The sequence below is a fragment of the Devosia sp. J2-20 genome, assembly GCF_055808475.1.
The window spans coordinates 1,785,297-1,796,860 of the sequence record NZ_CM147870.1 but is presented as its reverse complement, the minus strand read 5'-3'; the positions used below and the strand labels follow the sequence as shown (position 1 = coordinate 1,796,860).

Sequence of the window (11,564 nt, the reverse complement as noted above, 5' to 3'; positions counted from 1 at the left end):
GTTCCGTTTCAGAGACTTGGGCCTTTACCGCAATGGCGGCAGGGCATTAGTAATCCATTTTGACAGCCGGGGTTAGGGCAAAGCCCGTTCCGGTGCAAGAGGCAGGAGTAGCAAACAGTGACCACGACAATCTCGCCGCTTATCGCAGGCAACTGGAAAATGAACGGATTGCGTGGCTCGCTGGACGAGCTGACAGCCCTTGCCGGCATGCTGACCACCGGTGAAGCGCCCCGCGCGCTGGTGGTGATCTGCCCACCCGCAACAATCCTGTCCGAAGTGGTCCATCAAGGCGCCACAGCGGGCATTCTGGCCGGTGGTCAGGATTGCCACACCGAATCCCACGGCGCCCATACCGGCGATATCTCCGCCGGCATGCTGGCTGACGCTGGTGCACAATATGTCATCGTCGGTCATTCCGAGCGCCGCGCCGACCATGGCGAAACCGACGCCCAGGTCTGTGCCAAGGCCGAAGCCGCCATCGGTGCAGGCCTCAAGCCGATCATCTGCGTCGGCGAAACCGAATCCCAGCGTGACAGCGGCGACGCGGAAAACGTCGTGGCCGCTCAGCTTGCCGGCTCGATCCCCGAGGCCGCCAGCCAGCATGAAGTCATCATTGCCTATGAACCCATCTGGGCCATCGGCACCGGTCGCACCCCGACCATTGAAGACATTGCCAGCATGCACGCCGCGATCCGCGAAAAACTCACGGCGCGCTTCGCCGAAAAGGGCCCATCCATTCGCATTCTCTATGGTGGTTCGCTCAAGCCGCAGAACGCCCGCGAAATCCTGGCCGTGGAAAACGTCAATGGTGGGCTCGTTGGTGGCGCCAGCCTCTTGGCAAAAGACTTCTACACCATTATCTCCGCCGTATGACGCCGTGAGCGCCAAGGGCTGGTCGGAAATTCCGCCCGGCCTCTGGCATTTGCGGACGCAGGCGTGTATGACGCGCCATCTTTTGACAGACCAATAGACTGAGACACCATGGCGAATGTCCTGATTGTGGCCTATCTGCTGATCGTTCTGGCGCTGATTGCAGTTATCCTGCTGCAGCGTTCCGAGGGCGGCGCGCTGGGCATTGGCGGTGGTGGCGGCGGCGGCGGCCTGATGACGGCCCGCGGCTCGGCGAATCTGCTGACCCGCACTACGGCCATCCTGGCGGCCCTGTTCTTTGCAACAGCGATTGGCCTGACGGTACTGAGCGAACTTGATCGCGGCACCTCCAGCATTCTGGACCGTGCAGTGACCACTGACGGCGAAGAAGCTCCGGGCAGTGTGCTCGATGCGCTCAATTCGCTGCAGGGTGACGACACCAGCGATCTGCCAGTGCCGACCACTGAAACAACGCCAGCGGCCCCTGCTGCCGAGACTGCGCCGGCAGAACCTGCCGCTGCGACCGACAGCAATTCCAGCTTGCCGGTGCCCGATGCACCTGCCGAAACGCCGGCAGCTCCGGCGACGAACTAACTGCCGCAAGGCACGACGATTGAGGGGGATGGCAACATCCCCTTCTTCTTTTGTGTAGAGCCGCACGTGGCCTCTACGAATCGATGCTGATGTGATTAAGGTGAGCGCCCATGGCTCGGTACGTATTCATCACCGGAGGCGTGGTCTCCTCATTGGGTAAAGGTCTTGCATCGGCAGCGCTCGGCGCGGTCCTGCAAGCGCGCGGCTACAAGGTTCGCCTGCGCAAGCTTGACCCCTATCTCAACATCGATCCGGGCACGATGTCGCCCACCCAGCACGGCGAAGTCTTTGTCACCGACGATGGTGCCGAAACCGATCTGGATCTGGGGCACTATGAGCGCTTCACCGGTCGTGCGGCCAACAAGCGCGACAACATCACCACCGGCCGCATCTATTCCGACATTCTGGCGCGTGAGCGCAAAGGCGAATATCTCGGCGCCACCGTGCAGGTCATTCCCCATGTGACCGACGCCATCAAGAACTTCGTGCTTGAGGGCAATGAGGATTTTGACTTCGTGCTGGTCGAGATCGGCGGCACGGTTGGCGACATTGAAGGCCTGCCATTCTTTGAAGCCATCCGTCAGCTGGGCAATGATCTGCCGCGCGGCGACACCTGCTATCTGCATCTGACGCTGATGCCCTACATTCCCTCGGCGGGCGAGCTTAAGACCAAGCCAACCCAGCACTCGGTCAAGGAACTGCGCTCGATCGGCATCGCACCCGACGTGCTGCTGGTGCGCTGCGATCGGCCGATCCCCGAAGGCGAAAAGAAGAAGCTGTCGCTGTTCTGTAACGTGCGTGAAAGCGCCGTTATCCAGGGGCTCGACGTCAGCTCGATCTATGATGTGCCGCTGGCCTATCACCATGAGGGCCTTGATCGCGAAATCCTGGCCACCTTTGGCATCAAGGACGCGCCTGAGCCACAGCTCAAGGCCTGGGAAGAAGTTTCGGCCCGTCTGCACAACCCCGAAGGCGAAGTGAACATCGCCATCGTGGGCAAGTATACCGGCCTCAAGGACGCCTATAAGTCGCTGTCCGAAGCCCTCAACCACGGTGGCATTGCCAACAAGGTCAAGGTCAACCTGCAGTGGATCGATTCCGAGGTCTTCGAGCGCGACGATCCGGCACCCTATCTCGAGCACGTCCACGGCATTCTGGTGCCCGGCGGCTTTGGCGAGCGCGGTTCGGCCGGCAAGATCGAAGCGGCCCGCTTTGCCCGCGTCAAGGATGTCCCGTATTTCGGCATCTGCTTCGGCATGCAGATGGCCTGTGTTGAGGCTGCCCGCAACACCGCTGGCATCAAGAACGCATCCTCGACCGAATTCGGCCCCACCAAGGAGCCCATCGTCGGCATCATGACCGAATGGGTGAAGGGTAATGACACCGAAAAGCGCGCCACCGAAGGCGATCTGGGCGGTACCATGCGTCTGGGCGCCTATCCCGCGCAGCTCACCCGTGGCAGCCGCGTCGCCGACATCTATGGCACCACGCGCATTTCCGAGCGCCATCGTCACCGCTACGAGGTGAACATGGATTACCGCAAGCTGCTCGAAAAGAATGGCCTGCTGTTCTCCGGCGTTTCGCCCGATGGCAAGCTGCCCGAAATTGTCGAGCGCACCGACCATCCCTGGTTCATTGGCGTGCAGTTCCACCCCGAACTGAAGTCCAAGCCGTTTGAGCCCCATCCATTGTTCGCCAGCTTCATCGCGGCAGCCATGGATCAGAGCCGCCTGGTCTGATGGAACTGCAGACGGAGCGCCTCACGCTTCGTCACCCAACACGGGATGATCTCGGGCCGCTGTTCGAGATCATGTCCAACCCCGCCGCCATGCGGTTTTGGTCTACGCTGCCGCACGCCAGCATCGAGGTGACCCGGCCCTGGCTCGAGCGGATGATCGCCAACAACCAGTCGGAAGGCCATCAGTTCCTCATCCTGCTTGATGACCGGATTGTAGGCGAAGTGGGCAGCTGGCGCCCGCCCGATTTCGGTTTCATCCTCCATCCCGATTTCTGGGGGCAGGGGATCGCCACCGAGGCCGCCCGCGCAGTGATCAGCCACATCTTCGCTGTCACCGACACGTCCGATCTGCAGGCCGATGTCGATCCGCGCAATGCCGCCTCGCTACATGTCCTGGCGCGCCTGGGTTTTGTTGAAACCGGTCGGGCTGCCAACACGTTCCTGCTGGGCGAGCAATGGTGCGACAGCATCTATCTGGCATTGCCGCGGCCACATGTGCCGCTCTGAGTATTTGGCGCCCTGGCGGACGCCATGTTAGCCAAGGGTGTCGAACCCGTGGAGACACCAATGGCCGAGATCATCAATCTGCAAAAGGTACGTAAGCAACGCGCCCGGGCTGACAAGGCCGAACAGGCCGAGCAGAACCGCATCAAGTTCGGCCGCACCAAGGCCGAAAAACAACTGACCGCCGCCGAACAGGCGCTGGCCGACAAGCGCATTGACGGCCACAAGCGCGACGACGAAGACTAGGGAGAATACCATGAGCAAGGTTGTCGTTATTGGCGCCACCGGTCACATCGGCACCTATCTGGTGCCGCGTCTTGCCATGGCAGGCCATCAGGTCATCGCTGTCAGTCGCGGCGTCGCCAGGCCCTATCAGGCCAATGCGGTCTGGTCCCATGTCGAGACCTTGCAGATCGACCGGCAGGCCGAAGAGGCCAAGGGCAATTTCGGCACCACCATTGCCAATCTGAATGCCGATATCGTCATCGACCTGATCTGTTTCACCCGCGCCAGCAGCGACCAGCTTGCTGATGCACTGGAGCACAATGTCAGCCATTTCATCCATGTCGGCACCATCTGGACCCACGGGACCGCTGCGGTCGTGCCCACGCCGGAATCAGCGGTCAAATATCCCTTCGGTGACTACGGGGTACAAAAGGCCGATATCGAGGCTGACCTGTTGCGCCGCGCCCATCGGCGCAATTTCCCCGTCAGCATCGTTCATCCCGGCCATATCGTCGGTCCGGGCTGGGCGCCGCTCAATCCGGCTGGCCATTTCAATCCGGCGGTGTTTTCCGCCATCGCCGCCAACCAGACACTGAGCCTGCCCAATTTCGGGCTTGAAACCGTCCACCACGTCCATGCCGATGATGTTGCCCAGGTGATTTTGGGCGCCATGGACAATCATGCCGCATCGATGGGCGAGAGCTTCCACGCGGTCTCTTCAGGGGCATTGACCCTGCGCGGCTATGCCGAAGCCATGTATCGCTGGTTCGGTCACGAGCCCAATCTGGACTTCGCCCCCTTTGCTCAATGGGCCGCCGATCAGAATCCCGACGAGGCTCATGCCACGCGCGAGCATATTGCCCGCTCGCCCAATTGCTCGATCGAGAAGGGCAGGCGATTGCTCGGCTACGCCCCGCGCTACACCTCGCTCGAGGCCGTGCAGGAAGCGGTGACCTGGCTCATAAGCGATGGACAGGTCACCACGCAGGTCAGCTAGCCGTTACCAGTTCACCGCGCACACGCTGCCATGCGGTTTGAACTGCAGGCTGTCAGCGGTGTATTCGAAGATCTCCAGCTTGACGCCATTGGGGTCGGCCATCCAGGCCTGCCAGGTCCCGTCCACGCCGCGCTTCTTGTCGGTGATGGTCACACCCTGGCTGCGCACATGGGCCAGTAACCCGTCCATATCTTCGGTCTCGAGGCAGATATGGTTGATCTGATTGGTCTCGTCGAAACTGGAATTGGCCTTGCTGAACACCTCGATGAAGGTTCGGGCGCCCAGATCGAGGTAATAGCCGATCCGTTCTTCAGCCCGCATGAAGGTAAAGGCGGTCGGGATACCCAGCACGTCGCGATAGAAAGCCTCGGTGGCCGCAAGATCGTGGGCGAAGATACAGGCATGTGCCACCTGCTTGATGAACGATTTGGCCATTCCGGCTCCTCCATGTGTTGCAAATGGTATTAACGATAATCCGACGGTCAGACAATCGGATATGCGCCAAACTGCCGCCCAAACACCGACTAAAGTCGCATTTTTTCCGGCTGCCCTCTTTTCCTTGTCATAGCTGAGGGCTAACAGAGAGCCACCAATCGAGCGAACCCATACAAGAAGGGCTTTCCATGTCTTCAATCATCCACGTCAACGGCCGCCAGATCTATGACAGCCGCGGCAACCCCACGGTAGAAGTTGATGTGGTGCTTGACGACGGCAGCTTCGGCCGCGCCGCTGTGCCCTCGGGCGCGTCTACCGGTGCCCATGAAGCCGTCGAGCTGCGCGATGGTGGCAAGAAGTACTCCGGCAAGGGCGTGACCCAGGCCGTCGAGAACGTCAACACCGCCATCTTCGACGAAATCCAGGGCATGGATGCGCTTGATCAACTGGCCGTCGACCAGGCCATGATCGACCTTGATGGCACCCCCAACAAGTCGCGCCTGGGCGCCAACGCCATTCTGGGCGTATCGCTGGCCGTGGCCAAGGCCGCTGCTGAATCGAGCGAGCTGCCCTTTTATCGCTATATCGGTGGCCCGAACGCCCATGTGCTGCCCGTGCCGATGATGAACATCATCAATGGGGGCGAGCATGCCGACAACCCCATCGACATGCAGGAATTCATGATCCTGCCCGTGGGCGCGGAAAACCTGGCTGATGCCGTCCGCATCGGTTCGGAAATCTTCCACACCCTCAAAAAGGGTCTCTCTGCCGAAGGCTTCAACACCTCCGTTGGCGACGAAGGCGGCTTCGCACCCAATCTGAAATCGGCTGACGAAGCCCTCGGCTTCATCATGCGCTCGATCGAAAAAGCCGGCTACAAGCCCGGTGAGGACGTGTTCCTCGGCCTCGATTGCGCGGCAACCGAATACTTCAAGAACGGCAAGTACGAGATGGTCGGCGAGGGCAAGTCGCTCTCCTCGGAAGAAAATGTCCGCTTCCTGGCCGATCTGGCTGCCCGCTACCCGATCATCACCATCGAAGACGGCATGGGCGAAGACGACTGGGAAGGCTGGAAAGCCCTGACCGACGCCATTGGCGACAAGGTGCAGCTGGTCGGTGACGATCTGTTCGTGACCAATACCGAGCGCCTCGTATCGGGCATCAAGATGGGCGTTGCCAACTCCATCCTGGTCAAGGTCAACCAGATCGGCTCGCTCTCGGAAACCCTCAACGCCGTCGATACCGCGCACCGCGCCGGTTACACCTCGGTGATGTCACATCGTTCGGGCGAAACCGAAGACTCCACCATTGCCGATCTGGCGGTCGCGCTGAACTGCGGTCAGATCAAGACCGGCTCGCTGAGCCGTTCGGATCGTCTGGCCAAGTACAACCAGCTGATCCGCATCGAAGAGCAGCTTGGCTCTTCGGCCAAATATGCCGGCTATTCGGTCGTCAAGGGCCGCTAGTATGAACGATGACGAGGTCGCCCTTACCGGCGGCAACGTCAACCAATCTGTCGTGCGCGTCGGCGATACCGTCCGACGCGCACAGACGCCCGCCAGCCCCGCCATTCACCGGCTGCTGCGCCATCTGGAGGCCAAGGGCTTCACTGGCGCCCCACGCTTCCGCGGCATTGATGCACAGGGCCGCGAAACGCTCTCCTTCATTGCCGGCGCCGTAAACGACACCGCGCACCTCTGGACTGAAGATCCGCCGCTACTCGCAGGCGCCAGACTGCTGCGCGCCTATCATGATGCGACAGCTGATTTTGTCTCCGGACCGGACGATGTGTGGGCCTATCGCCATCCCGATCCGACCCGACACGAGGTCATCAGCCACAACGACTTTGCGCCCTACAATCTGGTCTTTGCCGACGGCATGCCCATCGCCGCCATCGATTTCGATCTGGTGGGACCTGGGCCGCGCCTGCGTGATCTGGCCTACGCCGCCTACTGGATGGTGCCGCTCTCGTTCGGAGCAGGGGATATGCGCGCCCCTGCCATGCGCGATCTCGCTGAAGGCTCCCGTCGTCTCAAGGCATTCTGCCAGGCTTATGGCGTCGCCACCGATACCGCGCTTCTCGATTGGGTTGCAGCCGTGCTGCATGACATGGGCGCCCCGACATTCGCGACAGCCATGGTCGGCCCTGCCGTCGCCGCGCGCCTACAGCTGGACGGTCACTTCGATCACTGGCATCGCGAACGCGATGCCTTCCACGCGAAGCGCCAAAACCTCGTCGCAAATCTCGAATTGTAAAGCACGCTTGACACAATTTCGAACCGCGCCTATGTAAAGCACACTTTACAAGTCACGGGGATGACCATGATGTACAAGCAAGCCAACAGACGCTTTCTCACGGTGATGATGAGTGCCATGGCGCTGTTCCTGCTGTTCAGCCTGCTGATCGACTGGAGCAACAGAAACCTTGAACTGGCCGCGCCAATCCTGTGGGCCGCAAGCCTGGTCCCGATTGCTGCTTTGCTGACAACCCTCTGGGCACATTGGCGTTTTGTCACTGAAATAGATGAGTTCTTGCGCAGCATTCAGATCAAGGCGATCTTCGTCGGCCTGGCCGTCATCCTGATCCTGGTATCAAGCTGGGGCTATCTCGAACGTTATGTCGACGCCCCCACGCTACCCATGTTCTGGCTCAACCCGATCTACTGGATAGCCTATTCCTGTGCGGCGATGGTCTTCTCGCGCCGCGAAGGAGCCCCACTTTGAGGAACCGCCTCAAGGAGTTGCGCACGGCGCAGGGCTGGTCGCAGGCGGTGATGGGAGAAAAGCTCGACGTATCCCGGCAGTCCATCATCGCCATAGAGAGCGGCAGGTTTGACCCGTCGCTCCCTCTGGCCTTCAAGATCGCGCGTCTGCTCGGAGAACCCATCGAATCCGTTTTTCAGGACGACGCGACCCAGCAACCGTAACCGCGCCCTTACTGGAACGCGGTCTCGGCAAAGCTGCGCAGCTTGCGTGAATGCAAGCGCTCTGCCGGCTGATCACGCAGGATTTCCATGGCGCGCAGGCCAATCTGCAGATGCCGGTTGATCTGGGTGCGGTAGAAGTCCGAGGCCATGCCGGGCAGTTTGAGCTCACCATGCAACGGCTTGTCGGAGACGCAGAGCAGGGTGCCATAGGGCACGCGGAAGCGGAAACCATTGGCGGCGATGGTCGCCGATTCCATGTCCAGCGCGACGGCACGCGACTGGCTCAGCCGCTGGGTGATCTCGGCCTGATCGCGCAGTTCCCAGTTGCGATTATCAAACGTCGCCACTGTGCCGGTGCGCATGATCTTCTTGGTCTCGATGCCCTCGGTCTCGGTGATCTCGTGCACCGCCTGCTCAAGGGCAACCTGCACTTCGGCCAGCGCCGGGATCGGCACCGACAGTGGCAGATCAGCGTCGAGCACGTGATCTTCACGCACATAGGCGTGCGCCAGCACGTAATCGCCCAGCTCCTGCGAATTGCGCAGGCCCGCGCAATGGCCCAGCATGATCCAGGCATGGGGCCGCAGCACCGCAATGTGGTCGGTGATCGTCTTGGCGTTGGACGGCCCCACGCCGATATTGACCATGGTGATGCCCCGGCCATTGGCCGCGGTCAGGTGATAGGCCGGCATTTGCGGTGCACGCGCCGGCGAGGTGCCCTCGACCTTGCCGCCCGTCAGCGCATTGTCCGTGACCACATTGCCCGGCTCGATAAAGCTCTCGTAATGCGTATGCCCGTCAGCCAGGTACTGCTTGGCGACGCGGCAGAACTCATCGATGTAGAACGCGTAATTGGTGAAGATCACGAAGTTCTGAAAATGGCTGGCATCGGTGCCGGTGTAGTGGCTGAGCCGGAACAGAGAATAGTCGACGCGCGGCGCCGTAAACGCTGCCAGCGGATAGGGTCCGCCGCGCGGCGGCACGAAGGTGCCATTGGCGATTTCGTCATCGGTATTGCCCAGATCGGGCGCATCGAACACATCGCGCAGCGGAATGTTGAGCGCATTGAGCGCTTCGCCATCGATCCGTTCATTGGCCGGCACGGCAAAGTGCAGCGGGATCGGGGTGTCCGACTCGCCAATATCGATCGTGCCGCCATGGTTTTTCAGGATCACCGTGAACTGCTCGATAAAATAGGTGCGGAACAGGTCCGGTGCCGTGACCGTGGTGCGATAGATGCCCGGCGTATGCAGGAAGCCATAGGGCAGGGTGCTCTCGCTGCGGCTGTAGCTTGTCGAACGCACCTCAATCTGCGGATAGCAGGCCCGCACCCGCTTGGCCGGCACGGTTCCCTTGGTCAGCGCCGCCAGATGCTCGCGGATAAAGCCGGTATTGCGGTGATAGAGCTCGGCCAGATAGGCCCACGCCTTCTCAGGATCGGTGAAGGATCGCGTTTCGGCACGTGGTGGGCTGATGGTCATTTTCTTGCTCTTTCATCTCGCGGGCTCCGGATTGAACCCCCGTCGGCGGAATCGTGTTGCGCATCCGGCAACGATTAGCCTTTCCTGATGACAGCTTCTCGACGCCGCTTCAACTCCAGCCCTGACATCGCGGTCTTTTCACATCGGAGTGATTGCCACTTTTCTCGCCGCAATTGCGCACCATCTTGAGGATCAGTTCACTGGCATAGCAAACGACCCATGCAACCGGTGAGCCAGGAGTGCCGCGTTGGCCGCTTGTCCCCCAAGCCCTCAACAGTGCGGTAGGCCGGCATTCCCAAGGGCCACCAGGACAGAGATGTTCCGGTGGCCCTTTCAATGCTCAACATAACGCGCTTTGGTTGCCACCACCGACCGCCGCGCCAACTCTTCCAGTACACTCAGGTCGATATCGGCGAGCCGCTTGACGTACAAGCACGCCTTGGCCATACGGTGCTTGCCCAGCCGGGCCAGCAATGCGGTGATTTCCGCCGCATCGGCGTCTTCGGAACAGCCCATCAGATAAAGGCTGAACGCAGCCTTGCGCGGGGCAAAACCGATCAGAAACGTGTCTCCCTCGTGTCCGCTGGCATAGCGATAGTGATACTGGCCAAACCCCACCATGGTACCCCACAGCACGGGCGGTTCGCCCGTCACCTCACCCATCATGGCGATCAGCGTTTCGCTATCGGCGCGCTTGGTCGCATCGGGCACCTGTGCAATGAAGGCGTCGACGTCACCACTATGCGGTCTGGTCTTCTGTTCCGGCATGGCTGGCTCCCTCCCATTTTGCTGGCAAAACCATAGACGAGCGTCTCCGCATTTCCTATTGCTGCGCCCAACGGTCCAACCGGCCGATCCCAACACTGATTGAACCCTATGGAGGTGTCACATGGCAGCCAAGATCATCGACGGTAAGAGCTTCGCCGAAGGTCTGCGCGGTCGCATTGCCGACCATGTGGAACGCCTCAAGACCGAACACGGCATCACCCCGGGTCTGGCCGTGGTCATTGTTGGTCACGATCCGGGCAGCCAGGTCTATGTCGCCCAGAAGGCCAAGCAGACTGTCGCCGTGGGCATGCATTCGGAAAAATACGAACTGCCCGAAACCGTCAGCGAGGCCGAGGTGCTGGCGCTGGTGCAAAAGCTCAATGCCGATCCCGCCATCCACGGCATCCTCGTGCAATTGCCGGTGCCCGATCATATCGATTCCAAGAAGATCATCGAAACCATCGATCCCGCCAAGGACGTCGACTGCTTCACCCCCGCCAGTGTCGGCAAGCTGGCGATTGGCCTGCCGGGCCCGGTCTCCTGCACCCCATTGGGTTGCCTGATGCTGCTGCGCGACCAGTTGGGTGACCTCTCGGGCAAGCACGCCGTGGTGGTGGGTCGCTCCAATCTGGTGGGCAAGCCCATTGCCCAATTGCTGCTGCGCGAGAACTGCACCGTCACCATGGCCCATTCACGCACCCAGGATCTGCCATCCATCGTGCGCCAGGGCGATATTGTCATCGCCGCTGTCGGCCGTCCCGAAATGATCAAGGGTGACTGGATCAAGCCGGGGGCCACCGTGATCGATGTTGGCATCAACCGCATCGACGCCCCCGAGCGCGGCGAGGGCAAGACACGCCTGCTCGGCGACGTTGATTTCGCACAGGCGTCGGAAGTCGCCGGTGCCATTACCCCGGTCCCGGGTGGCGTTGGCCCCATGACCATTGCCTGCCTGCTGGCCAATACCGTCACCACGGCCTCGTTGATCAATGGTCTGGTGCCCCCCAGCGATCTGACCGCGTAAG

General features: G+C 61.0%; 14 protein-coding genes. 11 read left to right on the top strand and 3 right to left on the bottom strand.

The window, feature by feature from the left end:
* The first annotated feature begins 117 nt into the window (after positions 1 to 117).
* The 6 genes from tpiA (at position 118) to AC0L37_RS08780 (ending at position 4,928) form a co-directional block, all read left to right on the top strand.
* Positions 118 to 873, top strand: coding sequence for a triose-phosphate isomerase (gene tpiA / locus AC0L37_RS08805; RefSeq protein WP_269368450.1), 756 nt, complete (start codon positions 118 to 120; stop codon positions 871 to 873).
* Between the two features lie 108 nt (positions 874 to 981).
* Positions 982 to 1,464 (top strand): preprotein translocase subunit SecG, encoded by a 483-nt coding sequence (gene secG / locus AC0L37_RS08800; protein WP_282221408.1) that lies wholly within the window; start codon positions 982 to 984, stop codon positions 1,462 to 1,464.
* Positions 1,465 to 1,574: 110 nt separating this feature from the next.
* The gene (locus AC0L37_RS08795) at positions 1,575 to 3,203 is read left to right on the top strand and encodes a CTP synthase (RefSeq protein ID WP_212658004.1); all 1,629 of its coding nucleotides are present in this window, start codon (positions 1,575 to 1,577) and stop codon (positions 3,201 to 3,203) included.
* The gene (locus AC0L37_RS08790) at positions 3,203 to 3,709 is read left to right on the top strand and encodes a GNAT family N-acetyltransferase (RefSeq protein ID WP_282221409.1); all 507 of its coding nucleotides are present in this window, start codon (positions 3,203 to 3,205) and stop codon (positions 3,707 to 3,709) included. The genes AC0L37_RS08795 and AC0L37_RS08790 overlap by 1 nt, the downstream gene beginning before the upstream one ends.
* Before the next feature lie 60 nt (positions 3,710 to 3,769).
* Complete coding sequence (locus AC0L37_RS08785) at positions 3,770 to 3,952, top strand: DUF4169 family protein (protein ID WP_269368453.1); 183 nt, start codon at positions 3,770 to 3,772, stop codon at positions 3,950 to 3,952.
* Between the two features lie 10 nt (positions 3,953 to 3,962).
* Entirely contained in the window at positions 3,963 to 4,928 is a 966-nt protein-coding gene (locus AC0L37_RS08780; protein WP_282221410.1) for an NAD-dependent epimerase/dehydratase family protein, read from the top strand.
* Positions 4,929 to 4,931: 3 nt separating this feature from the next.
* Here AC0L37_RS08780 and AC0L37_RS08775 read toward each other — a convergent pair whose 3' ends face one another.
* On the bottom strand, positions 4,932 to 5,363 hold the full coding sequence (locus AC0L37_RS08775) for a VOC family protein (protein WP_282221411.1): 432 nt from the start codon (positions 5,361 to 5,363) through the stop codon (positions 4,932 to 4,934).
* A 188-nt stretch (positions 5,364 to 5,551) separates the two neighbouring features.
* On the opposite strand from AC0L37_RS08775, the gene eno reads away from it, so the two are divergent.
* The 4 genes from eno to AC0L37_RS08755 all read left to right on the top strand — a co-directional run bounded on the left by eno (position 5,552) and on the right by AC0L37_RS08755 (position 8,290).
* On the top strand, positions 5,552 to 6,829 hold the full coding sequence (gene eno, locus AC0L37_RS08770) for a phosphopyruvate hydratase (RefSeq protein WP_212657999.1): 1,278 nt from the start codon (positions 5,552 to 5,554) through the stop codon (positions 6,827 to 6,829).
* A gap of 1 nt (position 6,830) precedes the next feature.
* Positions 6,831 to 7,619: a phosphotransferase gene (locus AC0L37_RS08765; RefSeq protein WP_282221412.1), complete on the top strand. Its 789-nt coding sequence runs from the start codon at positions 6,831 to 6,833 to the stop codon at positions 7,617 to 7,619.
* 66 nt (positions 7,620 to 7,685) lie between these two features.
* The gene (locus AC0L37_RS08760; protein WP_212657997.1) at positions 7,686 to 8,087 is read left to right on the top strand and encodes a hypothetical protein; all 402 of its coding nucleotides are present in this window, start codon (positions 7,686 to 7,688) and stop codon (positions 8,085 to 8,087) included.
* Positions 8,084 to 8,290, top strand: a complete 207-nt coding sequence (locus AC0L37_RS08755) for a helix-turn-helix transcriptional regulator (protein ID WP_269368457.1) — start codon at positions 8,084 to 8,086, stop codon at positions 8,288 to 8,290. The genes AC0L37_RS08760 and AC0L37_RS08755 overlap by 4 nt, the downstream gene beginning before the upstream one ends.
* Before the next feature lie 8 nt (positions 8,291 to 8,298).
* Here the strand turns inward: AC0L37_RS08755 and AC0L37_RS08750 are convergent, their stop codons facing one another.
* Together AC0L37_RS08750 and AC0L37_RS08745 are read right to left on the bottom strand one after the other, a co-directional pair.
* On the bottom strand, positions 8,299 to 9,771 hold the full coding sequence (locus tag AC0L37_RS08750) for an AMP nucleosidase (protein WP_282221413.1): 1,473 nt from the start codon (positions 9,769 to 9,771) through the stop codon (positions 8,299 to 8,301).
* 333 nt (positions 9,772 to 10,104) lie between these two features.
* Entirely contained in the window at positions 10,105 to 10,539 is a 435-nt protein-coding gene (locus AC0L37_RS08745; RefSeq protein ID WP_282221414.1) for a DUF1801 domain-containing protein, read from the bottom strand.
* A gap of 121 nt (positions 10,540 to 10,660) precedes the next feature.
* On the opposite strand from AC0L37_RS08745, the gene folD reads away from it, so the two are divergent.
* A complete protein-coding gene (gene folD, locus AC0L37_RS08740; protein WP_282221415.1) occupies positions 10,661 to 11,563 on the top strand; it encodes a bifunctional methylenetetrahydrofolate dehydrogenase/methenyltetrahydrofolate cyclohydrolase FolD in 903 nt (300 codons plus the stop codon).
* The last annotated feature ends 1 nt before the right edge of the window (position 11,564 follow it).

Coding starts and splice junctions, on each gene's coding strand:
- secG (WP_282221408.1), top strand. CDS start 982: ATGGCGAATGTCCTGATTGTGGCCTATCTGCTGATCGTTCTGGCGCTG.
- eno (WP_212657999.1), top strand. CDS start 5,552: ATGTCTTCAATCATCCACGTCAACGGCCGCCAGATCTATGACAGCCGC.
- folD (WP_282221415.1), top strand. CDS start 10,661: ATGGCAGCCAAGATCATCGACGGTAAGAGCTTCGCCGAAGGTCTGCGC.
- AC0L37_RS08775 (WP_282221411.1), bottom strand. CDS start 5,363: ATGGCCAAATCGTTCATCAAGCAGGTGGCACATGCCTGTATCTTCGCC.
- AC0L37_RS08780 (WP_282221410.1), top strand. CDS start 3,963: ATGAGCAAGGTTGTCGTTATTGGCGCCACCGGTCACATCGGCACCTAT.
- AC0L37_RS08790 (WP_282221409.1), top strand. CDS start 3,203: ATGGAACTGCAGACGGAGCGCCTCACGCTTCGTCACCCAACACGGGAT.
- AC0L37_RS08760 (WP_212657997.1), top strand. CDS start 7,686: ATGATGTACAAGCAAGCCAACAGACGCTTTCTCACGGTGATGATGAGT.
- AC0L37_RS08795 (WP_212658004.1), top strand. CDS start 1,575: ATGGCTCGGTACGTATTCATCACCGGAGGCGTGGTCTCCTCATTGGGT.
- AC0L37_RS08745 (WP_282221414.1), bottom strand. CDS start 10,539: ATGCCGGAACAGAAGACCAGACCGCATAGTGGTGACGTCGACGCCTTC.
- AC0L37_RS08750 (WP_282221413.1), bottom strand. CDS start 9,771: ATGACCATCAGCCCACCACGTGCCGAAACGCGATCCTTCACCGATCCT.
- AC0L37_RS08765 (WP_282221412.1), top strand. CDS start 6,831: ATGAACGATGACGAGGTCGCCCTTACCGGCGGCAACGTCAACCAATCT.
- AC0L37_RS08785 (WP_269368453.1), top strand. CDS start 3,770: ATGGCCGAGATCATCAATCTGCAAAAGGTACGTAAGCAACGCGCCCGG.